This is a genomic window from Weissella thailandensis (assembly GCF_005405465.1).
Classification (GTDB): Bacteria; Bacillota; Bacilli; order Lactobacillales; family Lactobacillaceae; genus Weissella; species Weissella thailandensis.
Genome location: NZ_BJEC01000018.1, coordinates 1 through 24,216, shown reverse-complemented (window position 1 = coordinate 24,216; position 24,216 = coordinate 1). Strand labels below are relative to the sequence as shown.

The following is a 24,216-nucleotide window of genomic DNA, read 5'->3' as shown; positions in this document are numbered from 1 at the left end:
AAGCAATGGGAGATGGCGTATGGCAACCACATTAAAGCAATTTGTTACGCAGATTCAGGTAGAGCCTGAGTCCGCTGATAAAAAGAAAAAAATAGGGATTATTGGTGGCACGTTTAATCCACCACATGTTGGTCATCTCATCATTGCCGAGCAGGTTGCAGATAAACTAGGCTTGGATAAAGTATATTTTATGCCGAATGCAAAGCCACCCCACGTTGATACAAAGGAAGCAATCGATCCGATTGACCGTGCGCGCATGGTTCAAGCCGCCATTGCGGGTAATAGTCATTTTGATATTGAGCTATTAGAAGTGCAACGGGGTGGAAAAAGTTATTCTTATAACACAATGTTGCAATTAACGATCGAACATCCCAACTATGATTACTATTTTATTATTGGTGGGGATGAAGTGGCCTATCTCAATACCTGGTATCGCATTGATGATTTATTAAAATTAGTAAAATTTGTTGGTGTTAATCGACCGGGGCAATCACGGGAGGCTGCGTATCCAGTTTTATGGGTCGATGTGCCTAACTTAGCGATCAGTTCAACAGATATTCGGCAACGAATTGCACATCATAAGAGTGTGCGTTACTTGGTCCCTGATTTAGTCGCTGCGTATATTGTAGAAAATGGGTTATATTTAAATGACAGATAAACTAGTTTATACAAAAAATATTTATAATGGTTCTCGAGAAGAATTGGTAGAAAAAGTTCAAGCAGCTTTATCAGACAAGCGATTCCAACACGTTTTGCGAGTTGAAGAAATGGCTATTAAATTAGCTGATCAATGGCAGGTTGATAAAGAGTTAGCTTCGATTACCGCTTTAACACACGATTATGCTAAAGAACGTTCTGATATCGATTTTTTGAATAAAATCAGTGAAAAAAAGTTAGATACCGATTTAAACAATTGGGGAAATAATGTTTGGCATGGTGTTGTTGGTGCTGAAATGATCAAAGATGAATTAGACATTAATCATGAAGATATTTTAAATGCCATTCGTCAGCATACTACTGGCGGTGTGAACATGACCAAATTAAGTCAGGTTCTATACATGGCAGATTATATTGAAGAAGCTCGTGATTTTCCAGGTGTTGATGAAGTACGAGCACTGGCATTTAAGGATTTAGCAGCCAGTGTTGGCTGGCAAACAGCCCATACTTTAGCTTATCTTGTGGGTAAGCAAGTAAAAATTTATCCGGGAACTTTACTAACGTATAATGCATGGAGTGTTAAATAGAAAATGAAAAGTAGTAATGTTAATGACATGTTGGCAGTAGCTGTTCAAGCAGCGGATAGTAAGCGAGCAGAAGACTTGGTCGCTTTGGATATTCATGAAATGAGTATCATTGCAGATGATTATTTGATTTTGAGCGCCCCAACTGAACGACAGGTTATCGCGATTGCCGATGAAATAATTGATAAAATGGCAGAAGCAGGCTTCAACTTAGCTAATCAAGAGGGACGTAGTGAAGGTCAATGGGTACTATTAGACTTTGGTGATTTGATTGTTCACGTATTCAAAACGGAAACTCGTGAATTCTATCAACTAGAAAAGAGCTGGCAAGCTGCACCAGAAGTTGAAATTGATCAATGGATCATTAAGGAAGATTTCTAATGAATTATCAAACGTTTGCTAAATTGTATGACGACTTATTCGATGAAGATGCGTATGCTGACTGGCAATCATATGCACAAACACATGTTCATTCAAAAACTGGCAAGTTGCTTGAGCTGGCTGGTGGTGCTGGTCGTTTGGCTATTTTATTAAAGCAGCACGGTTTTGAAGATGTATCCGTCTTTGACTTGTCGCCAGAAATGCTATCGTTGGCGGCTGAGCATGCTGAAGAAGCACAAGTTGACCTTCCCTTAATCGAGGGTGATATGCGTGAATGGTCGGACTTAAAACAGAAATATACCACAATTACTTCATTCGCTGACTCTTTTAATTATTTAGCAAATACAAAAGAAGTTTTAGCAACGTTTAAGCAAGTTGCTAGCCATCTTGAAGATAATGGCCAGTTTTTATTTGATGTGATTTCACCTTGGCAGACAGATGTGTACTACCCAGGATATATGTATAATTGGCATGATGAAGAAACGGCATTTATGTGGTCGACGTATGGTATTGAAGATATGCCGCATACCGTTGAACATGAATTAACTTTCTTTGTTTATAACGAAGATATTGATGGCTACCAACAAATTCAAGAAATTCATACAGAACGCACTTATGACGTTGAAACATATCAACGATTGCTAAAAAAAGCAGGATTCAAAGATATTCAGGTTTCCGCAGATTTTGGTAGAAGTGAAGTGACACCAGAGTCAGATCGTTGGTTCTTTAGTGCTACAAAGGCATAAGATAGGAAAGATGTGTTATGACAGCAGTTGGTATTATTGCAGAATATAATCCGTTTCATAATGGGCATGCTTATCATTTAGCGCAAGCCAAGATGTTAACCGGTGCAGAAACGACTGTTGTCGTGATGTCAGGTAATTTTGTACAACGAGGTGTACCAGCGATATTCGATAAATGGCAACGCACATCGCTTGCGCTTGAGGGTGGAGCGGATGTTGTTTATGAATTACCATTTGCATATGCTGTTCAACCAGCGCATTTATTTGCGCGTGGTGCCGTTAACTTATTAGCCAGAGCTGGTGTAGATACGATTGTCTTTGGTGCCGAACATGCCCAATTAGATTTTCTTGCTTTGGCCAAGCAGGCGCGTAGCTTATTAATGAGTAATCAGGCCTTTCGGACAGATTATACACAAACTTATGCTACTGTGTTTAATGATGTGTTAGCTCAGGCAACTGGTGAACGGCTTTCTGAGCCCAATGATTTGCTAGGATTTGCATATGCGACAGCGGTTTTAGAACTTGATTTAGCGGATGAAATCCGTTTATTACCAATTCAACGAATCGGGGCAGCATACCACCAAACGGCAATTACGGATAGCCAGATTGCAAGTGCCACTGCCTTACGTGACCTGATGCAACGGCGAGTATCAGCGCATGAATATGAGCCTTTTGTTTCGTCGCAGGCGGCAGGTTTACTTAGTCAGGGGCCACAAACAAAAGAATGGTCAACGGATTGGTATCATTTGTTGCAATATAAGGTATTGACGACACCGGTTGAAGAATTATCAACAATTTATCAGCTGAATGATGGATTAGCCTATCGATTAAAAGAACAGATAACACGTCAAACAGATGCTGATTACCAGACCTTTATGACGTCGTTAAAAAGCAAGCGCTATACCTGGTCAAGATTACAACGAACATTGTTGTACACGTTACTTAATATTCGACAGCAAGAGATGCAACAGGCATTAGGTCAACCTTATTTGCGACTATTAGGTGCAAGTAAAGCAGGTCGGGCGTTTATTAAACAGCAGCGAAAGCATGTATCAATACCTGTTGTCAATCGTGTAACGCATGAGGATACGACGGACATCTTGACACTGGATTATCGTGCCGGCAAACTGTATGAATTAATGATAAAACAACCAGTACGACAAGCGATGGATACAGGTCGTATTCCGCTATTTACTGAATGAGAAGGGAAGTAAATATATGAAGTGGCAATTTTCAGAATTACAAACTTATAAAGATGAACCACTACCATTTAATGAAAAGGTAACGCTTAAGGAAGATTTATTAACGCCATTTGGTGATGTCATCAAGGATATTACACCAGTTAATGTTTCTGGTTTTGCACAAAGTGACGATGATGACGTCCTTATTCATGCCCATGTAACTGGAGAGCTAGTAACACCTTCGACAAGATCATTACAACCAGTTACATTGCCCATTGATTTGGATATTGATGAAATTTATATTCAAGATAAGCAACATGAAGATCGTTACAGTGATGAAGAATCAGTGATTGTCGTTGATGATGGTAAAATCAATTTTGATGAAGCCATTCTTGAATACATCGTGCTATCAATTCCACTACAAGTTTTGACCGAGGAAGAAGAAACCAATGAGACGATGCCTACAGGTGAAGACTGGTCAGTGATTTCAGAAGAAACGTTTGAAAAGAAAAAACAAGAGACCAAACAACAAAATACACCTTTGTCAGGTTTAGCTGATCTATTGAAAGATGATGAAAAATAAATCTTGGTAATTGTTTGTTGATAAACATTTAATAAGGACAAGACCAGAGCAAATCGTGTTCTGGTCTTGTTTGTTAGAGAAAGGATTGCTTAGAATGGCTAAACCAAAAACGACTCCCATGATGACCCAATATAATGAAATCAAAGCACAATATCCAGATGCTTTCTTATTTTATCGACTGGGAGACTTTTATGAGCTATTTAATGAGGATGCGGTTGTTGGGTCTCAAATTCTCGAATTAACATTAACGCAACGTAATAAAAATTCTGCTAAGCCAATTCCAATGGCCGGTGTGCCTCATCATGCAGCCCAAAATTATATTGATATTTTGGTTGATAAAGGCTATAAAGTGGCGGTGGTTGAACAAATGGAGAACCCCGCTGATGCAGAAGGAATGGTTAAGCGTGAGGTTGTCCAGCTGGTGACGCCCGGAACACGAATGAAAACGTCTGCTGATGCAGCTAAGGAAAACAATTATTTAGTTGGTCTAGCCATTGCAAATATCGATGACTATGGGCTAGCTTATACTGATTTATCGACGGGTGAAATTAAAGTAACTGATTTACAAAGTGTGAATGGCGTTCTAAATGAAATTAGTCGCTTAGAGACAAAGGAAGTTGTCACAGCAGATGAGTTACCAAGTGATTTACAGGCTAGTTTAACTAACCTAGGTATCTTGGTTTCTAAAATTGATCAACAAACTGATGAACATGCGGAAATTGCCTTTTTGATACAGAACCTGACCAAAGCGGCCCATAAAACAGCAGCCGATACGTTATTAAAATATTTGTTTGAGACACAAAAGCGCTCGTTAGATCATTTGCAGCAGGCGACGGCATATGAAGTTGCGCAATATTTAAAAATGGATCGTCATTCACGTGCGAATTTGGAATTAACCGTTAATTTACGGACGCAACAACGGTCAGGAACATTATTATGGTTATTAGACGAAACAAAGACCGCCATGGGTGGTCGAGCCCTCAAACAATGGTTGGAACAACCATTGTTAGATGCTGACTTATTGACCCAACGTTATGATAAGATTGGTGAATTAATCAAGGACTTCTTTGGTCGTGCAGCGCTACAAGAAGCGTTACAATCTGTATATGATTTAGAGCGATTAGTAGGTCGCGTTGCTTATGGGACCGCTAATGGACGTGATTTATTGCAATTACGTAATTCATTACGCCAGGTTCCGGAAATATTAGCGATTCTAGGAGACTTGGATCCCGCAATATTTGGCCAACTCCACGCGAAAATTGATCCTGTGGCAGACATTGAAACATTGATCAGTGACGCCATTACAGATGAGCCACCAATTTCGGTGACTGATGGTGGTGTCATTCGTGCGGGCTATGATGAACAATTAGATAGCTACCGAGATATTATGACAAATGGTAAGACTTGGTTAGCTGAATTAGAAGCACATGAACGTGAAGAGACGGGAATTAATTCACTAAAGATTGGCTTTAACAAAGTCTTCGGCTATTATATTGAAGTCACTAAAGCCAATATTTCAAAGCTGGATCCGGAACGATATACACGTAAACAAACGTTGGTCAATGCTGAACGCTTTATTACACCTGAGCTAAAAGAACGTGAACAATTGATTCTAGAAGCAGAATCAAAGTCAAGTGAACTGGAATATCAATTATTTGCTAAAGTTCGCGGTATTATCAAAGAGAATATTCAGCGTATACAAGGATTAGCAGCTCATTTAGCACAATTAGATGTCTTACAGTCGTTAGCTACTGTCGCTGAAAAGTATCATTTTGTCCGGCCAACATTGACCGATGAACAAACGATTGCAATAAAAGAAGGTCGTCATCCGGTGGTGGAAAAAGTGTTAGGACACCAATCTTACGTGGCTAATGATGTTGATATGCAACCGAGCGATACGATTTTATTGATCACTGGTCCGAATATGTCTGGTAAATCTACTTATATGCGGCAACTAGCTCTGATCGTTATCATGGCTCAAATTGGTTCGTTCGTGCCAGCTGAAGAAGCTACCTTACCAGTTTTTGATCAAATTTTTACTCGTATTGGAGCAGCTGATGATTTGATTTCAGGAAATTCAACGTTTATGGTTGAAATGGCTGAGGCCAATACGGCTTTACAAAATGCAACAAAACATTCATTAATTTTGTTTGATGAACTAGGACGTGGAACCGCTACGTATGATGGTATGGCGTTAGCGCAAGCAATCATTGAGTATGTTCATCAACATACGCAAGCAAAGACATTATTCTCGACCCATTATCATGAATTAACTGCGTTGGCAGATGAATTGACCGCGCTACGTAATGTCCATGTTGGGGCAAACGAAGAAAACGGCGAATTGATTTTTTCACATAAAGTATTACCTGGTCCTGCTGACCAAAGTTATGGTATTAATGTTGCTAAGTTGGCCGGATTACCAGAAAGTTTAATTGATCGCGCAGCAAAGATTTTGGCAAATTTGGAAGCGCAAGACGTATCATTAAAGACAGCGCCAATGCAAGCGATGCAACTAGCTGATACTGTAACCACTATGGCAACGTCTGATACGCCAGCAACCGAAACGCCAATTGAGCAACCACAAACGACAGAATCAGAAGCAGGTGCACAATTATCTTTGTTTGATTTACCTGATCCAATCGATCCGGCGACGAAACAAGTTGTTGAGGAATTAAAGAATACAAATGTTGCAGGCATGACGCCATTAGAAGCGTTGATGAAACTAAATGAGTGGCAACAAACAATACAATAAGTGAGGTAGAATGTATGGCTGAAATTCATGAATTATCGGAAATCCTTGCCAATCAAATTGCGGCTGGTGAGGTAATTGAACGGCCAGGTTCTGTTGTCAAAGAATTGGTAGAGAACGCTTTAGATGCGCATGCCACCCAAATTGATATTTTAGTTGAAGAAGCAGGTGTCAAATCGATTCGGGTTATTGATAATGGGGATGGTATCCCGACTGATCAAGTAGCTCAGGCTTTTTTACGACATGCCACGTCAAAAATCAGTTCGCGTCAGGATTTATTTCGCGTGCACTCATTAGGATTCCGTGGTGAGGCTTTGCCATCCATTGCGTCTGTGGCCGATGTGACGTTACAAACAGCTACTGATGATGCGCAACAAGGTGCCCAGGTACACTATCAGGGTGGGAAACTAATTACTGAAACGGGGACTAATGCACGCCGAGGAACAGATATTACTGTGTCAGATTTGTTTTTTAACACGCCGGCACGCTTAAAATACTTGAAATCTCAAGCAACGGAATTGTCGCAGATTGTTGATGTGATCAATCGCTTGGCAATGAGTTACCCTGATGTTGCTTTTCACTTAGTTCATAATGGTAAAGAGTTATTGCAGACAGCAGGTAATGGTAACTTACAACAGGTGATTGCCAGTGTGTACGGTGTCCAGCAAGCCCGTAAAATGTTGGCTGTTAACACGCATGACAATGATTTTGAAATCAATGGGTTTGTTTCTTTACCAGAGTTAACGCGTTCTAATCGTTCATATATTTCAATCTTAATCAATGGTCGTTTTGTTAAAAATTATAATTTGAGTAAGGCCATTGTTAAAGGTTATGGGTCGAAATTAATGGTGGGACGCTTTCCAATTGCTGTCTTACAAATTAAAATGGATCCACTGTTAGTTGATGTGAATGTCCATCCCCAAAAACACGAGGTCCGTCTATCAAAAGAACCACAGTTAATGGCTTTGATTGAAGAAATGATTGTGCAGCGTTTTATTAACGAAAATCTGGTACCGGATGCTTATGAGAATTACATGCAAGGCCAACAAACGAACTATGTTGAGCCGGAACATGATAATGATCAATTCATGACCCAGTTACGGGAAGCTTCAGTAACTTTTCATTCTGATGCTGATCAGCAGTCGCAGGATATTCACCATGAGAACAATGAGGTGTCAGAAACACCAACCGATAATCAATCGGATCTAATGCTAACGCAATCGAAAGATGATGAAGTTGAGCCAGTGATTGTGACAAAAGCGACGGATTTATCAGAAAAATCTGTAAAAGATTTTGTGGCCAAGTATTCGGATAGCCAAGACGTTCAGCCATTTACAGAAGTTGCTAATCCGGTAGCTGCGGAAGATGTGACGTTGACGTGGTCAGATAGGGAAGTGGCTGACGACCAGCGGCAGGATAAACCATTTCCTGATTTGCAATATATTGGTCAAATGCATGGTACCTTTTTATTTGCCCAATCACCAGATGGTTTTTATATTGTTGACCAACATGCTGCCCAAGAGCGAATTAAATATGAATATTATCGTGAAGAGATTAGTCAGGTCGGTCTGGAAAGTCAAAAATTGTTAGTACCGATTGTATTGAACTATCCCAAAATAGATATTTTAAAAATACAGGCACATGAAACGCAATTGGAACAGGTCGGTTTGTATTTGGAATCATTTGGCGAGGATGCCTTAATTGTTCGTGAACATCCAGGTTGGATGGTGAAGGGTCAAGAAGAAGCGACTATTCGTGAAATGATTGATTGGCTGCTTCGTGACGGTAATATTACAACAAAAGATTTTCGTGAAAAAACAGCAATTATGATGTCATGTAAACGATCAATTAAAGCCAATTGGGCATTGAATGATTATGAAGCTCGTGGTTTGTTGAAACAACTAGCACAGGCTAAAAATCCTTATAATTGCCCACATGGTCGACCGGTCTTAGTATCATTTACGAACACAGATATGGAAAAAATGTTTAAGCGAATTCAAGATTCTCACGAATCATGGGTTGAATACGATAATCATCCATTTTAATTTATTAGATAAGTAAGGGGAAAGATAAATGCAAGCAAAAGTTTATTTTGCAACGATTACGGGTAATAACGAAGATGTAGCCGATGTGATTGTTGAGACATTTCAGAATGAATCAGTTGAAGTCACTAAGGAAGATATCCAATTAGTTGATCCTCAGGATATTTCAAGCACAAATACAGATATCGTTGTCGTGGTACCATACACCTTTGATAAGGGATCATTACCTGATGAAGCATTGGATTTTTATGAAGACTTAGTTGATACAGATCTTAGTGGCATTGTTTACGGTGTATCAGGGTCGGGTGACGATTTCTATGGTGATGATTTTGCGGTTGCCATTGATAAATTTGAACAACAATTTGAAAAGACGGGTGCCATTAAAGGTGCTGAAGGTGTGAAGGTTAATTTGAGTCCTGATGCAACAGCTACTAAGGCATTACAAGCCTTTACAAAGCAACTCATTGTAACAGCTAACCAGCAAGCGAAATAAAACCCTTTTATTTTTTAGCTTTTCAGGTATAATAATAGTCGAATATAAAAACGTTGAAGAAAACATGTCGTTTGACAAGTTATGTTAACAGAGAACCAACGGTGGTGTGAGTTGGTAACATATGTCAGGCGGTACTATTTCCGAGTGTGCTGTGATATAAGCGGCAACGTTTCCCGCGTTAAGGGATGAGAGTGTAACAGTTTTACTGTTATAAATTCGGGTGGTACCGTGTATAAGCGCCCCGTTATCGGATGAATTCTGATAACGGGACGCTTTTTGTTTTATTTCGATGTGATTTAATCAACAACAGATATTAAGGAGAAATAATTATGGCAGATGTACAAATTACATTTCCAGATGGTGCAGAAAAAACATTTCCAGTTGATGTGACACCATTAGAAATTGCAAAAAGTATTTCAACATCATTAGCTAAAAAGGCCGTTTCTGGAAAGTTAAACGGCGAATATGTTGGTATGCATGATGCAATCAAAGAGAGTGGTAATTTTGAATTAATTACAAAAGATGACGAAGAAGGTCTACAATTACTTCGTCATTCTGTGTCACATTTATTGGCACAGGCTTTGAATCGTCTTTACCCAGATCAGATTCATTATGGGGTTGGACCATTTATTTCTAATGGTTTCTATTACGATACTGATAAGGTTGAAGGAAACCAAATTTCAGTTGAACAATTCCCTGAAATTGAAAAGATGATGAAGCGGATCGTTAAAGAGAACTTACCAATTGTATCTCGCGAGATTACCCGCGATGAAGCTTTGGAGATGTTCAAGAATGATCCATATAAAATTGAATTAATTAATGATTTACCTGCTGATGAGCACATTTCAATTGCCGTTCAAGGTGAACATGTTGAGTTGGACCGTGGTGGTTTAGTGCCATCAACAGGTTGGATCAAGCACTTTAAGTTGACATCTGTTGCTGGTGCTTACTGGCGTGGTAAGTCATCTAATCCAATGCTACAACGTATTTATGGAACTGCATTTTGGAATGCCGATGACTTGGATGCTGAAATGAAGCGCCGTGCTGAAGCTAAAGAACGTGACCACCGTAAGATTGGTGCCGATCAAGATCTATTCTTTACGTCACAAGAAGTTGGTTCAGGATTAGCCGTATGGATGCCTAATGGTGCCGCAATTCGTCGTACATTAGAGCGTTATATTGTTGACCGTGAAGTACAAGACGGTTATCAACATGTTTATACGCCAGTTTTGTCAAATCTAAACCTATATAAGCAATCTGGTCACTGGGATCATTATCGTGATGATATGTTCCCACCAATGGATATGGGCGATGGTGAATTCTTAGAATTACGTCCAATGAACTGTCCATCACATATCATGGTCTACAAGCACCAACAACGTTCATACCGTGATTTGCCATTCCGTGTTGCTGAGCTTGGTATGATGCACCGTTATGAAAAGTCAGGTGCGTTGACTGGGTTGTCACGTGTCCGTGAGATGACCTTAAATGATGGTCACACTTTTGTGATGCTTGACCAAATTGAAGATGAATTCAAGAAAATCTTGCAGTTGATGGTCGATGTTTACAAAGACTTTGATATCACTGATTACCGTTTCCGTTTGTCATACCGTGATCCTAAGAATACTGAGAAGTACTTTGATGATGACGACATGTGGGAGAAAGCACAGCGTATGTTGAAGGGTGCCATGGATGACATGGGCTTGGAATACTTTGAGGCCGAAGGTGAAGCGGCATTCTACGGTCCAAAGTTGGATGTACAAATCAAGACAGCCTTGGGTGGTGAAGAGACATTATCAACTATTCAGCTGGACTTCTTACTACCAGAGCGTTTTGACGTTACTTATGTCGGTTCAGATGGTGAGTTGCATCGCCCAGTTATGATCCACCGTGGTATTATTTCAACGATGGAGCGCTTTACTGCATACCTAACTGAGATGTATAAGGGGGCCTTCCCAACATGGTTAGCTCCTCATCAAGTACGTATTATCCCAGTTAACCGTGAGGCCCATGGTGAGTTCGCACAACAATTGACGGACCGTTTGGTTAAGCAAGGTATTCGTGCTGAATATGATGGCCGCAATGAGAAATTAGGTTACTTGATTCGTAACGCACAATCATTGAAGATTCCATATACGCTAGTTATTGGGGATGAGGAAGTTTCAAATGATACGGTTACGATTCGTCGCTTCGGTTCACGTGATACGAATGTTAAGTCTGTTGATCAATTTGAGAAAGACTTACTTGCAGATATTGCTAACCATTCACGTGCATTGGATACGCTTGAAAAAGCCGTTAAGGGTGAATAGACCTATTATTCATCATGAATAAATTTTAAACATAATGAAGTTGGGACAATTTATTTTGTCTCAGCTTTTTTTATTATGCTTGTGTTGAGTAACAGTGATGAATTGTTTTGATTGCAATTTTATTGTGAATGGTATACTATTGGTCTATACCAAAACGTTATAAATGGAGTGTAATCATGAAAATTATTGAAGTAAAAGATCAACAAGCAGGCGGTCAAGCTGGGTTTGAAATTTTCAAACAAGCCTTAGCAGATAAAGCACAAGTGTTTGGTTTAGCAACCGGTTCATCACCTATTTCAATTTATCAATCATTAACAGCTAGCGATGTTGATTTTTCAGACAAAATTTCAATTAATTTAGATGAATATCAAGGACTAGCAGGGACGCATGACCAGAGCTATCGTTACTTTATGAATCAAAACCTATTCAATGCGAAGCCATTTAAAGAAAGTTATGTGCCTAATGGGTTAGCTGATGATATTGAAGCGGAAACTGTGCGTTATGATAAAGTCATCGCTAACCACCCAATTGATTTGCAATTATTGGGCTTAGGTCAAAACGGACATATTGGCTTTAATGAACCAGGAACGTCATTTGATAGTCAAACACATGCTGTCGACTTAACACCATCAACGATTGCAGCCAATGCACGTTTTTTTGCTAATGAAGATGATGTGCCTCGCCGAGCTATTTCAATGGGGATTGGTAGTATCTTAAAGTCTAAGAAAATTCTATTAGTTGCCTATGGTGAGAATAAAGCAGACGCTGTCGCAGCAATGGTTGAGGGACCTGTTACAGAAAATATGCCAGCAAGTGCTTTACAAACACATTCAGATGTCACAGTGATTGTGGATCACGCAGCAGCTGCTAAGATCAAGAATCGTGAAAATATTATTGTGAAATAACGAAAATAGCTTAAGTCTATATAAAAAAGGTTATTAAAATAAAACCTTGTGTCAGATTAATGAGGTGTACCCCGAAAGTTAAATTGTTGCTTTAACTTTCGGGGTACACCTCACAGATTAAATCTGGTACAAGTTTTTTTGTTGCGTTGTGTATACAACCAAATTCAAACCGCTTTTGTTCACACGCTGTTCAATACAGTGGCTAGTGTAAAACGTGTTCCGTGTGCTAAACTTATATATAAAGTTAGAGAAGAGGGGTTAACCCATGGAAATGACAGGAAATGATTTCATTGAAATCTTGACTGAAGAAAATTATAAACAAAAAACATTTGAAGCTGCTGATCAAGCGACGATTGCATTAGATGAGTTGTTTGCTTTTGTTGAAAAGAACGTTGCTGACAATCAAATATTTAGTGCAGAAGTGTTAATTAACGAGGAAGAGCCCATTAGTTTACGATTGGAAACGAGTCTTATTAATTTGCCAATTCGTTATACTAATGCGATTCGTAAAATTGTTATTAATGATCCAGAGACGGAAGTATCATTGTATATGATCGTGGAACATCCATTAGTGACGAAATCACATTTGATTATCAAAAAGGCGGCGTCGGCACAGTCATTCTTGGATGATGCAACATCTGTTGAGGAAAAAATAGCCTCATTTTTTAATGAACAAATTGAAGTAATCAATGAAAATAAGTTAAAAGCAATTGAAGAGGAAAAAGAAGCAGAAAAAGCTGCTGAAGATGAAACAAAGTAATCTTTGCATACATAACTTGGTCGAGAAATGTTTGATTGTTTAGGGCACACGGTGTCGGTAGTTATATTGGAGGAATTAAATAATGAAACATAATGTTATCGCATCACATAAAGTGATTGGTACAATCATTAGTATTATTGTTTTCATAATTCTGTTTAAATATTTAGCGGTTCAAATCGGTGATACCACGGAGAATGCTACTTTGGCACCAGCCTGGTTATCGTTGGTAACAGCCATTTTTGGACCAATTTCAGGTGCGGTGACAGCTTTTATTGGTCATGCGACAAGTGACGCATTGGTTAATAGTACAACGGCAACTGTGTGGTGGACTTGGACGATTGCCGATAGTTTATTTGGTCTATTCATTGGTTTGATTACCCGGCGTTTAGCAATTTTTATTGGTGAATTAACAACAAGAAAGTTGGTCTTGTTTAATATTTGGCAATTACTTGCGAATATTGTTGTCTGGTTAATTATTGCACCTTTAGGAGATCACTGGGTCTACAATCTGTCACTTGTAGAATCAATGAAAGAGGGCGGATTGATTGTCTTAGTAAACACCTTAGTCATTGCAATTGTTGGGACAATTCTATTTAAGATTTACCAGCATTTTGCTGTTAATTAGTTCCAATATTTATGCACATAAGATAGAAGTTAAATAGTTGCTATATATTCAATATAGAAAGCGAATAAATCGTTAAAATTAAGCGATTTATTCGCTTTTTATATTGAGTTATACGTGGTTAAAAGCGTGATTGTGTGATAAAATTTATGCACAAGAATGAATAAAAGTGAGGGTAATATGGCGAAGATTATTGATGGTAAAGCGATTGCTAAAAAACTACGTAGCGCAGTTTCAGAACAGACGGCTATTTTAAAAGAGCAATCGGTAATTCCGGGTTTAGCTGTGGTCTTAGTAGGTGAGGATCCGGCAAGTGAAATCTATGTTCGTAACAAAGAACGTGCGGCTAATAAAGTAGGTGTCCATGCAGAAACGTTTAAATATCCAAGCACGGCAACTGAAGCAGAGATTTTAGCTAAAGTAGCTGCATTAAATGTTGATGATACGATTGATGCAATTCTTGTGCAAAGTCCGGTACCATCACAAATCAATGAACAGAAAGTACAAGAAGCCATTATTCCGGAAAAAGATGTTGATGGTTTCCATCCCGAAAATATTGGTCGCTTATATGCTGGCCAAGTAGGTTATTATCCCGTTGCTAATACACCGCGTGGTATTATGACCATGTTACAGCATGAGAAAATTGATTTAACAAATAAACATGCGGTTGTTATTGGACGTTCAATTCTTGTTGGTCGACCAATGTTTGCACTATTACAAGCTGCTAATGTTAGTGTGACATTATTACATCAATACACACCAGCGACATTACGTCGTGAGTTATTAGCTATGGCAGATATTGTCGTGGTTGCCACAGGGGTTCCTGATTTAGTAATGGGCGCTGACTTGAAGCCAGGGGCTGTTGTCATGGATGTCGGCATGAATCGATTACCAAATAATAAGTTAGTTGGTGATGTGAATTTTGTGTCAGCTGAAAAAGTTGCTGGCGCCATTACACCTGTCCCTGGTGGTGTTGGTCCGATGACGATTGCAACATTACTACAAACCACAGTGGAACTTGCTGCGAAGCATCACCAAATAGAATTGGAGCAAGGATGGCAGAGTATTTAACGGTTTCAGCATTAACTGCTTACTTAAAGCGTAAGTTTACAGCTGATCCATATTTAAAAAAAGTCTATGTAACAGGAGAGATTTCCAATTATCGTCAACGACCAGGCCATCAATATTTTAAAATCAAAGATGATCAAGCAGTTTTGTCAGTCACGATGTTTAAGTCAGCTTTTAACCGTTTAAAATTCCAATTGGAACCAGGTATGAAAGTCAATGTTAGTGGTCACATGGATCTTTATGCACCTAATGGGTCGTATAGCCTGATTATTGAAACGATTACGCCTGATGGTGTCGGTGCATTATATCAAGCATACGAACAATTAAAAGAAAAATTAGATAAAGAAGGCTTATTTCAGGCTAGGCAAGCGGAGATACCCCTGTTTCCTAAGAAAATTGCAGTCATTACATCGCCAAGTGGTGCAGTTATCCGCGATATTATGACAACAGTGCAGCGACGCTATCCGATTGCTGAAATTGTCCTATATCCAGCGGTTGTGCAGGGAGATGGCGCAGTCCCTTCCTTATGTCGACAGATTGAAGCGGTTAATCAAGCGCAGGATTATGATGTGTTGATCATTGGACGTGGTGGTGGATCGATAGAAGATTTATGGGCGTTTAATGATGAAAAGATTGCCCGACAGTTATTAACGGTCAAGATTCCGGTAATTAGTTCTGTGGGACATGAAACGGATACAACTATTGCTGATTTCATTGCTGATAAACGTGCTGCAACACCGACTGCTGCTGCGGAATTGGCGACACCAATGCCCTTAGCAGATTTATGGTTGGCTATTCAACAAAATCAGCAAAAGCTAGTCACGTTGTTACAACGTGAAATTGCGCAACGTAAAGATCAGTTAACACGGATACAACAAAGTTACGTATTAACGAATCCGGAACGATTGTACGAAGGATATTTACAACGCTTGGACATTGCGCAAGACAAGTTGATTAGAACAGTTACAGCGCAAATTGCACAGCAAAAGCAACAAGTGGAGACATTATTGCCAAGATTAAAAATGAGTATGCAACATGAAATGACCCAGTCTAAACAGCGTTTTGGTCAAGCTGCGTCTGGCTTACAATTGGTGAGTCCATTAGCTGTGTTGGGTCGTGGTTATAGTGTGACCAAAAAAGATACTGAAGTGGTTCGGCAATTAAAACAAGTCGCGTTGGATGAAGACATCACGGTTCAAGTATCAGATGGTGAAATCGTTGCCCGAGTTACCGAAAAGAAAGAGAAGTAAAATGGCAGAGAAAACATTTGAAGAGAATCTAGCAACCTTAGAAAAAATTGTTAGCCAATTGGAAAAAGGTGACGTTCCGCTAGAAGAAGCCCTCAAACAATTCGAAATTGGTATTAAAATTAGTCAAGATTTACAAAAAACACTACAAGATGCTGAAACTAGTCTCGCTAAAATTGTGAACGAGGATGGCAGCATTAGTGATTTTGGCGATGGAGAATAGGCTGATGCGGTTAAAAGAATTTTCAAAGATTGTGATACCTAAAATTGAGCAAACCTTAGAAACTGAATTAACAAATGATGTTTCGTTATCAACACTGCGGGAATCCATGTTGTATGCGGTGCTGGCAGGTGGTAAACGTCTCCGGCCGATGTTATCATTGGCGGTTCTCCAGACTTATGGGCAACCGATTGACAATTATCTTAAAGCAGCTAGCGCGTTAGAATTGGTACACACGTATAGTTTGATTCATGATGACCTGCCAGCAATGGATGATGACGAGTTAAGACGAGGCAAGCCCACTACTCATCGGGCTTTTGGTGAGGATATGGCGATTTTAGCGGGGGATGCTTTACAACCATTAGCTTTTAAATGGCTAACTGCGGCAGATCAACCATTGAGTGACGCACAGCGTGTACAACTTGTCACAGCCTTGGCTAATGATTCAGGTGGTGCTGGTATGGTAGCTGGCCAGGTGTTAGATATTGAAGCAATGCAGAAAGATGTCGTGACATTATCTGAAACACAGGCGATTCACTATCATAAAACAAGCGCCTTGATTGCATACGCACTACAAGCTGGTGCCATTATGGCTAACGCAGATGAAAAAGTTCAAAAGATCTTGCGTGATTTTGGTATGGCATATGGGTTAGCATTTCAAATCAAAGATGATATTGATGATTATCAAGCAGGTAAGGTGGAATCACAAGCTTATCCAACTATTCTGGGATTACCCCAAACTGTTTCGGCATTAAAAACACAAGTAAACAATGCTAACACAGCACTTTCACAGTTTGGAAAAGCTACGGGATTAGATACAACATTATTGGCATCATTCTTAGATTATTTTACAGAAACATTGGAGCAAACATGGGAATAGAAAAAGAACGCGTTGATGTTTTAGCGGTACAACAAGGACTATTTACTTCACGTGAACAGGCAAAGCGAGCCATTATGGCTGGTGAAATCTTAGGTGCTAATGAGCAACGAATGGATAAGGCTGGTGAAAAAATACCAGTTACTACGGAGTTACATTTGAAGGGATCTCCCATGCCATATGTATCACGGGGTGGTTTTAAATTAGAAAAAGCACTACATGTATTTGACATTGATATGGCAAATAAAACGGTATTGGATATTGGATCATCAACGGGTGGCTTTACCGACGTTTCATTGCAAAATGGTGCAAAATTAGTTTATGCATTAGATGTGGGGACGAATCAGTTAGTATGGTCATTACGTTCTGATGAACGTGTTATCGTGATGGAGAATACTAATTTTCGGTACTCACAACTGGCGGATTTTCAAGATGGACAACCACAAATAGCAACGATTGACGTTTCATTCATTTCATTGAATCTTATCTTGCCACCTTTGGCTAAAATTCTAGAAGATGGCGGTTCGGTTGCGACATTGATTAAACCGCAATTCGAAGCAGGACGTGAAGCCGTTGGTAAACACGGTATTGTAAAAGATGCGACTATTCATAGCCAAGTTATTGATAAAGTTGCTGATTATGCCAAACAAGCAGGATTCAGCATGATTGGGTTAGACTATTCACCAATTAAGGGTGGTTCGGGAAATATTGAATTTCTTGCACATCTGGTATTGGATGGCGGGGAAAGTACAATGACGGCGGCTGACAGAGAGACCGTTGTACAATCAGCACATTCCCAGTTAAATGCCCATCGCGAGGGTCAAGTAGATGAGAAAAACTAAAAAAGAAAGACAATTGGCAATTCGTGAGTTGATTGCACAAAAAAATATTCAACGGCAAGAGGATCTGGTTGCTGAATTAAATCGGGTCGGTTGGGAAGTGACCCAAGCGACCATCTCACGTGACATTTCGGAGATGCAATTAGTTAAAGTACCTCTTGAAACAGGAGGGTTTGCTTACGCAATTGTGGCACAAACTGATGCATTGGTACGTATAAAGAGAATTATTCAAGAGCCAACGACGACGATTCGTACGCAAGATAATTTTGTGATGATTACAGTGTTGCCTGGTACGGGTCCTGCCTTGAAATCAGCCTTAGAAGAAGCCGATTTTGATGAGCTGTTTGGTATGTTAGGTGATGATTCAGATGTACTGATCATCTTAAATAGAGATGTACAAGCAAGTGAGTTTGTTACGCAACAATTACAGTAAATTGGCTACACTTGAGGAGGACGCATGTTACAAGAACTATCAATTCAAAATTTTGCGATTATTCCAAAATTAAATATTAGTTTCGAACCGGGGATGACGGTATTAACAGGTGAGACTGGTGCTGGAAAATCTATTATTATTGACGCGGTTGGTTTGCTAACAGGTGGTCGCGGTTCACAAGATTACATACGAGAAGGTACTAATACAGCAATTTTGCAGGGATTGATCGATGTTGAACCAAATACGGCGTTATCAGCGATTCTCGATGATTTAGGCATTGTTTTAGAAGATGGCCAACTGCTGATTCATCGAGAATTGCATCGAAATGGACGCAATGTTATTCGAGTCAATAATACATTAGTCAATGCGACAGCTTTAAAATTATTAGGTAGTCACTTGGTAGATATTCATGGTCAAAATGAACATCAGGCTTTAATGCAACCTGAACGTCACTTAAGTTTGTTAGATGAATTTGCTAAAAATCGATTGCAACCTGTTATGGCGGCCTACAGTCAGGCTTATAAAAAGTATCGTCGTTTAGAAGATGCTTATCGTCAACGACAAGCGGATGAACAAGCTTGGGCACAGCGTCTAGATATGCTAAGTTTTCAAAGCAATGAATTGAATGAAGCCAACTTGGAAGCTGGTGAAGAAGAACGTCTTGAAGCTGAATATCAAGAGTTATCAAATTTTCAAGACGTTCTAACTGCCTTGTCAAAGGCTTACGAAGCATTAAGTGGTGAATGGGAACATAATGGTTTAGAAACTGTTGCGACGGCAATGAGTGAGTTAGAAGATATTGAAGAACTATCACCTCGTTATGCGCGGTTAACTGAGGCTGTGCGAGGTGCCTATTATGAATTACAAGAAGCAAGTTCGGATATATTAACGGTTCGTGATGGTTTAGAGTTTGATGAAGAACGCTTGCAATTTGTCGATGAACGCTTAAATTTGATTCGGTCATTGGAAAAGAAATATGGTGCGACAGTCACTGATGTGTTAGAACATCAACAAAAAGTAGATGCCGAATTAGCCCAAATGGGTGGCAGTGAGCAGAGTGCAGCAGCATTAGCTGACGAGGTAGAACTTGCTAAAAAAGAAGCCAATACCTTGGCTGAGCAGCTACATGATATTCGAAGTGAAGCGGCAACGTCGCTAGCAAAGCAAATTCATGAGCAATTGCAAGATTTGTACATGGATAAGGCTGTTTTCTCGGTGAAGTTTGAGCAACAGCGCTTAACTGCGACGGGATCTGATATCGTTGAGTTTTATATTCAAACTAATTTGGGTGAAGGTGCTAAGCCATTAGCCAAAATTGCATCTGGTGGTGAGCTTTCACGAATGATGCTGGCTATGAAAACCATCTTCTCGCGAGAACAAGGGGTAACATCGATAATTTTTGATGAGGTTGATACGGGTGTTTCTGGTCGTGTTGCTCAGGCAATTGCTGAAAAAATAGCTGTTATTGGCCGTTACTCGCAAGTACTCACGATTACTCATTTACCTCAGGTAGCTGCCATTGCTGACCACCACTTTTTCATTGAGAAACAAGTAGTGGGAGAACGTACCGAGACGGTGGTACGACAATTACCAGAAGAACAACGAACGGATGAATTAGCTCGGATGCTATCAGGTGATGAATTAACGCCTGCTGCGAAAGAAAATGCCCGTGATTTACTCAAAAGAGCCCATGATAATAAAATTTCAGAGGAATAAAGTTGTCTCAAAGAGAAAAAACGAGTAAAATGTCTACTTAAATAGCTAAATAAAAAGTTAGGAGCAAGTGTACCATGAAACGTGGCGTATTAATCGTACTATCTGGACCGTCTGGCGTGGGAAAAGGTACTGTACGAAAGGCCTTATTCGAGGAACCAGATATTGATTTTCAATATTCTATTTCAATGACTACTAGACAGCCCAGAAATGGTGAGGTAAACGGTGAAGATTACTTTTTTGTGACCCGCGAAGAATTTGAAACAGAAATTGCAAATGGCGATATGTTGGAATATGCTGAATATGTAGGAAACTATTATGGTACTCCTAAGAAGTTTATTGACCAAACATTAGCAGCAGGACGAGATGTTCTATTGGAAATAGATGTACAAGGTGCACTACAGGTGAAAGAAAAAATGCCAGAAGGGGCTTATATTTTCTTAACACCACCTGATTTAGCTGCCCTGAAAGAACGATTGATTGGTCGTGGTACAGAGGCGATGGATGTTATTGATCGTCGTGTATCAGCAGCAACTGCTGAGATTCGTATGATGGCGAACTATGATTATGCAGTTGTTAATGATGAAGTTTCATTGGCTGTTAATCGTATTAAAGATATTATTAAAGTTGAGCGATTACGCGTTAACCGTGTGTTGCCAGAGTATATTAAAATGATTGAGGAGTTAGAGGCATGATTTTATACCCATCTGTTGATAAATTATTAGAGAAAGTTGATTCACGTTATAAGCTAATTGCTTTAGGCGCAAAACGAGCTCATGGATTGGAGCAAGGTGAATTGCCTACTTTGTCAAAGTTCGATTCAGTTAAGCCAATTGGCCAAGCTTTTGAAGAAATAGAAGCTGGTAATGTGGTTATTGACGATACAAACAAATAAGTAAGTTTAATACATAAAAAGAAGACGGACTCAACAAAGTCCGTCTTCTTTTTTATAGACGATAATTATTTTTCAATCTGTTTTTGCTTTTTTGAGACAATAATTTGACGAGCAGCACTGATAATGGCTGGTAATGCTGAAACAAATAGAATACCGATGAGGACTATTGAGAAGTGTTCGCTGACGAACGCATTACCACCGAAGTAATAACCGGCTTCGACAGCAACGACGACCCATAAGGTAACCGCAATCATTTCTAGCCCGATAAAGTTTCGGTATCGAAAACCTGAGATTGAAGCAGTGAAAGGAACCAATGTTCGGATGATTGGTAAGAACCGACCTAGAATAACAGCCATTTTACCGTGCTTCACAAAGAACTCATTAGCCTCTTGTAAGTGCTTTTCCTTGATAAAGCGTCCTAAAATAGGGTGACGGACTAGTTTCAAACCAACCGTTCGTCCTAACCAAAAGTTAAGCGAATCACCAGTGGTTGCAGCAATCCAAAATAGTAACATTAATACCCAATGGTTGAGTGAGTTACCCGATAGAGCGGCGATTGATCCAGCTGCAAATAGTAACGAATCACCGGGTAGAAACGGCAGTACAACAGCACCTGTTTCGATAAAAATAACGGCAAATAGAGCAGCATATGACCAACCACCCCATGTATTTACTAGATTATTTAAATGAACATCAAGATGGAGGAATATATCGATAATTTGAACCATTTTGTGTTTAAACTCCTATATTTGTCAATTGACTAAAAATTACTTAGCTTCTAGTTTAGCACTTTTTTAAGCCTATGTACGTTATATGTTATAATAACCCCAGTGTATTTAACATAACTTAAGAGGAGAAATATAATGGCTTTTCCACAATTAGATATAAGTGAAGTGTCAGGACCAATCGCGACTTTATCAACAACGTTAGGTAACATCAAAGTACAATTGTTCCCCACACAAGCACCTAAAACAGTTGAAAATTTTGTTGGTTTAATTAAACAAGGATATTATGATGGCATCATTTTTCATCGTGTTATTAATGAGTTTATGATTCAAGGTGGTGATCCTACCGGTACTGGTATGGGTGGTGAATCTATTTGGGGTAAATCATTTGCCGATGAGTTTTCGGATGAGGTCTTTAATTTGCGGGGCGCTTTGTCAATGGCAAATGCTGGTCCAAATACAAATGGTTCACAATTCTTTATTGTCCAAGCACATAAGGTACCAGAACGCATGTTGCAATCACTTAACGGAATGGTTCCTGATGAAATCGTTCAAGCATATAGTAAGAATGGTGGGACCCCATGGTTAGATAAGCACCATACTGTATTTGGTCAAGTTATCGAAGGCATGGATGTTATTGATAACATGGCAAATCAAAAAGTTGACTTTGCCGATAAGCCAAAGACAGATATCAAAATTTTAAAAGCAACAGTAACTGATTAATTAATAAGCCGGGATGCTTTCTCGGATACATATATTTTAATATTGTATATAGGAGGTATAATGATGACGTTTCATGTCGGCCAGGTCTTAGAAGGGGTTGTAACTGGCATACAACCCTATGGTGCTTTTGTACAGCTTGATGAAAAACATCAAGGGTTAATTCATATATCTGAGTGTCGTTCAGCATTTATTCACGAGATTGGGGATGAAATAAAGGTTGGCGAACCAATCCGTGTCATGATTCTAGATATTGATTTATATAGTCATAAGATATCTCTTTCTAGACGGACAGTCCTTGATGGTTATGATAAAGCGCCACTAGATATTGAAAATGTAAAACAAGAGCATAAATATATTCAACATCATTATTGGACGAATCAACATTTAGAGATAGGCTTTGATACCATTTCTAAGTCTGGGCAATCGATGATCAATGAAGCACTTGAACGTTTACATCAATAGGAGTACAAGGAGACGAATATGTCACTTATTGCAGGAACAATTATATTTACGCGAAATGAACAGTCATATTTTTTAGTAACAGATGAAGTACCGGAACCAAAGTTCTACACAGTTAAGATGCATAAACATGACGGTGACACTGCTCTAGGATCACTTGTTAGTGGTATGCAAGATGAATTAGGTATTAATATGGATAACTTGCGTTTTGGTGAGTTAGCAGCTTGGCATACGCAAGGTTTGGATTCGCCAGAAGATTTGGTTTCTCTATACACATTTGAACCAGTTGATTCAGAAAACTTAAATTTGGATCGATTAAGTTTACTTGGATTGCAGTTCGTGAATGCCAAGGACGTGGTTGATTTTTTGAAAAACGTTGATATGACAGGAGTTATGCAATTAGATTAATTTTATTTTGAAAAACACTTGCAATTGTTTCGTAAATTAGGTATTATTAAAAAGTTGAGTTTTGAGGAAAGATTACATTATTCATTTAAACTCAATAATAATCAATTGAAATTAAATGTTGACAATCAGGATTTAATAAGATATGATTATTAAGTTGTGTTAGAGCAATAGACGTCAAACAATAATTGTTAGTTAATAAATTTCTTGACAATGTTGCGCGAAGTTGTTATTCTGATATAGCTGGCGTTGAGTAAACGCTTTCTAACGAGATAGTTCTTTGAAAACTGAATATCGTTTCGATGAAACAAATGTGTAGGGTCATCAAGTGATTTACTTGATACAAAACATTTGTGAAGTCAATACACTAATAAATTCGTTTAACTTCTGTTAAACAAATAACAACAAATTGAGTTATACTCAAACTTTTAAAATGAGAGTTTGATCCTGGCTCAGGATGAACGCTGGCGGCGTGCCTAATACATGCAAGTCGAACGCTTTGTCTTTAATTGATATGAAGAGCTTGCTCTGATTTGATTTTATCTGACAAAGAGTGGCGAACGGGTGAGTAACACGTGGGTAACCTACCTCTTAGCAGGGGAT

26 protein-coding genes, 1 rRNA gene and 1 other annotated feature are annotated in these 24,216 nt (G+C 39.1%); of the genes, 26 read left to right on the top strand and 1 reads right to left on the bottom strand.

All coding sequences use genetic code 11. The features are described from left to right. Window positions 1-19: 19 nt before the first annotated feature. The 22 genes from FFM62_RS08145 (at window position 20) to rpoZ (ending at window position 21,301) form a co-directional block, all read left to right on the top strand. Window positions 20-658, top strand: coding sequence for a nicotinate-nucleotide adenylyltransferase (locus tag FFM62_RS08145; RefSeq protein ID WP_115471509.1), 639 nt, complete (start codon window positions 20-22; stop codon window positions 656-658). Continuing rightward, window positions 648-1,244, top strand: a complete 597-nt coding sequence (gene yqeK, locus FFM62_RS08140; protein ID WP_115471508.1) for a bis(5'-nucleosyl)-tetraphosphatase (symmetrical) YqeK — start codon at window positions 648-650, stop codon at window positions 1,242-1,244. Before FFM62_RS08145 ends, yqeK begins: the two co-directional genes overlap by 11 nt. Before the next feature lie 3 nt (window positions 1,245-1,247). Continuing rightward, on the top strand, window positions 1,248-1,622 hold the full coding sequence (gene rsfS / locus FFM62_RS08135; protein WP_115471507.1) for a ribosome silencing factor: 375 nt from the start codon (window positions 1,248-1,250) through the stop codon (window positions 1,620-1,622). After that, window positions 1,622-2,368: a class I SAM-dependent DNA methyltransferase gene (locus FFM62_RS08130; RefSeq protein WP_115471506.1), complete on the top strand. Its 747-nt coding sequence runs from the start codon at window positions 1,622-1,624 to the stop codon at window positions 2,366-2,368. Before rsfS ends, FFM62_RS08130 begins: the two co-directional genes overlap by 1 nt. 17 nt (window positions 2,369-2,385) lie before the next feature. After that, a complete protein-coding gene (locus FFM62_RS08125; RefSeq protein ID WP_115471505.1) occupies window positions 2,386-3,567 on the top strand; it encodes a nucleotidyltransferase in 1,182 nt (393 codons plus the stop codon). 16 nt (window positions 3,568-3,583) lie between these two features. Then, window positions 3,584-4,129: a YceD family protein gene (locus FFM62_RS08120; protein ID WP_115471504.1), complete on the top strand. Its 546-nt coding sequence runs from the start codon at window positions 3,584-3,586 to the stop codon at window positions 4,127-4,129. A gap of 94 nt (window positions 4,130-4,223) precedes the next feature. After that, complete coding sequence (gene mutS / locus FFM62_RS08115) at window positions 4,224-6,881, top strand: DNA mismatch repair protein MutS (RefSeq protein WP_115471503.1); 2,658 nt, start codon at window positions 4,224-4,226, stop codon at window positions 6,879-6,881. A 14-nt stretch (window positions 6,882-6,895) separates the two neighbouring features. Next, a complete protein-coding gene (gene mutL, locus FFM62_RS08110) occupies window positions 6,896-8,923 on the top strand; it encodes a DNA mismatch repair endonuclease MutL (protein ID WP_115471502.1) in 2,028 nt (675 codons plus the stop codon). Between the two features lie 28 nt (window positions 8,924-8,951). Next, window positions 8,952-9,413, top strand: a complete 462-nt coding sequence (locus FFM62_RS08105) for a flavodoxin (RefSeq protein WP_115471501.1) — start codon at window positions 8,952-8,954, stop codon at window positions 9,411-9,413. 44 nt (window positions 9,414-9,457) lie between these two features. Next, window positions 9,458-9,660, top strand: a binding site (T-box leader). Window positions 9,661-9,742: 82 nt separating this feature from the next. Next, window positions 9,743-11,722 carry a threonine--tRNA ligase gene (thrS, locus tag FFM62_RS08100; RefSeq protein WP_115471500.1) on the top strand — a complete coding sequence of 660 codons (1,980 nt, stop codon included), beginning with the start codon at window positions 9,743-9,745 and terminating at the stop codon, window positions 11,720-11,722. 176 nt (window positions 11,723-11,898) lie between these two features. Then, window positions 11,899-12,627: a glucosamine-6-phosphate deaminase gene (gene nagB / locus FFM62_RS08095; protein ID WP_115471499.1), complete on the top strand. Its 729-nt coding sequence runs from the start codon at window positions 11,899-11,901 to the stop codon at window positions 12,625-12,627. A gap of 265 nt (window positions 12,628-12,892) precedes the next feature. After that, on the top strand, window positions 12,893-13,387 hold the full coding sequence (locus FFM62_RS08090) for a hypothetical protein (protein ID WP_115471498.1): 495 nt from the start codon (window positions 12,893-12,895) through the stop codon (window positions 13,385-13,387). Between the two features lie 82 nt (window positions 13,388-13,469). Beyond that, entirely contained in the window at window positions 13,470-14,012 is a 543-nt protein-coding gene (locus FFM62_RS08085; RefSeq protein ID WP_210727728.1) for an ECF-type riboflavin transporter substrate-binding protein, read from the top strand. Between the two features lie 177 nt (window positions 14,013-14,189). Continuing rightward, window positions 14,190-15,080, top strand: a complete 891-nt coding sequence (locus tag FFM62_RS08080) for a bifunctional 5,10-methylenetetrahydrofolate dehydrogenase/5,10-methenyltetrahydrofolate cyclohydrolase (protein ID WP_115471496.1) — start codon at window positions 14,190-14,192, stop codon at window positions 15,078-15,080. After that, window positions 15,065-16,327: an exodeoxyribonuclease VII large subunit gene (gene xseA / locus FFM62_RS08075; RefSeq protein ID WP_115471495.1), complete on the top strand. Its 1,263-nt coding sequence runs from the start codon at window positions 15,065-15,067 to the stop codon at window positions 16,325-16,327. The genes FFM62_RS08080 and xseA overlap by 16 nt, the downstream gene beginning before the upstream one ends. Before the next feature lies 1 nt (window position 16,328). Continuing rightward, window positions 16,329-16,547: an exodeoxyribonuclease VII small subunit gene (locus FFM62_RS08070; RefSeq protein ID WP_115471494.1), complete on the top strand. Its 219-nt coding sequence runs from the start codon at window positions 16,329-16,331 to the stop codon at window positions 16,545-16,547. Window positions 16,548-16,551: 4 nt separating this feature from the next. Next, entirely contained in the window at window positions 16,552-17,424 is an 873-nt protein-coding gene (locus tag FFM62_RS08065) for a polyprenyl synthetase family protein (protein WP_115471493.1), read from the top strand. Continuing rightward, complete coding sequence (locus tag FFM62_RS08060; RefSeq protein ID WP_115471492.1) at window positions 17,415-18,263, top strand: TlyA family RNA methyltransferase; 849 nt, start codon at window positions 17,415-17,417, stop codon at window positions 18,261-18,263. Before FFM62_RS08065 ends, FFM62_RS08060 begins: the two co-directional genes overlap by 10 nt. Further along, on the top strand, window positions 18,250-18,693 hold the full coding sequence (locus FFM62_RS08055; protein WP_075270078.1) for an arginine repressor: 444 nt from the start codon (window positions 18,250-18,252) through the stop codon (window positions 18,691-18,693). Before FFM62_RS08060 ends, FFM62_RS08055 begins: the two co-directional genes overlap by 14 nt. Window positions 18,694-18,717: 24 nt before the next feature. Continuing rightward, window positions 18,718-20,409 (top strand): DNA repair protein RecN, encoded by a 1,692-nt coding sequence (gene recN, locus FFM62_RS08050; RefSeq protein WP_115471491.1) that lies wholly within the window; start codon window positions 18,718-18,720, stop codon window positions 20,407-20,409. Window positions 20,410-20,483: 74 nt separating this feature from the next. Continuing rightward, window positions 20,484-21,101 (top strand): guanylate kinase, encoded by a 618-nt coding sequence (gene gmk, locus FFM62_RS08045; protein WP_075270076.1) that lies wholly within the window; start codon window positions 20,484-20,486, stop codon window positions 21,099-21,101. After that, window positions 21,098-21,301 carry a DNA-directed RNA polymerase subunit omega gene (gene rpoZ / locus FFM62_RS08040; protein WP_075270075.1) on the top strand — a complete coding sequence of 68 codons (204 nt, stop codon included), beginning with the start codon at window positions 21,098-21,100 and terminating at the stop codon, window positions 21,299-21,301. The genes gmk and rpoZ overlap by 4 nt, the downstream gene beginning before the upstream one ends. Window positions 21,302-21,366: 65 nt before the next feature. On the opposite strand, the gene FFM62_RS08035 is transcribed toward rpoZ, so the two are convergent. After that, a complete protein-coding gene (locus FFM62_RS08035) occupies window positions 21,367-22,029 on the bottom strand; it encodes a VTT domain-containing protein (RefSeq protein ID WP_115471490.1) in 663 nt (220 codons plus the stop codon). Window positions 22,030-22,164: 135 nt separating this feature from the next. Here FFM62_RS08035 and FFM62_RS08030 point away from each other — a divergent pair, with 135 nt between their 5' ends. The 4 genes from FFM62_RS08030 to FFM62_RS08015 form a co-directional block, all read left to right on the top strand. Then, on the top strand, window positions 22,165-22,749 hold the full coding sequence (locus FFM62_RS08030) for a peptidylprolyl isomerase (protein ID WP_115471489.1): 585 nt from the start codon (window positions 22,165-22,167) through the stop codon (window positions 22,747-22,749). A gap of 60 nt (window positions 22,750-22,809) precedes the next feature. Continuing rightward, window positions 22,810-23,211: a CvfD/Ygs/GSP13 family RNA-binding post-transcriptional regulator gene (locus tag FFM62_RS08025; RefSeq protein ID WP_335673819.1), complete on the top strand. Its 402-nt coding sequence runs from the start codon at window positions 22,810-22,812 to the stop codon at window positions 23,209-23,211. An 18-nt stretch (window positions 23,212-23,229) separates the two neighbouring features. Then, entirely contained in the window at window positions 23,230-23,616 is a 387-nt protein-coding gene (locus FFM62_RS08020) for a hypothetical protein (protein WP_115471488.1), read from the top strand. Between the two features lie 426 nt (window positions 23,617-24,042). Further along, a 16S ribosomal RNA gene (locus FFM62_RS08015) occupies window positions 24,043-24,216 on the top strand; the annotation flags it as partial.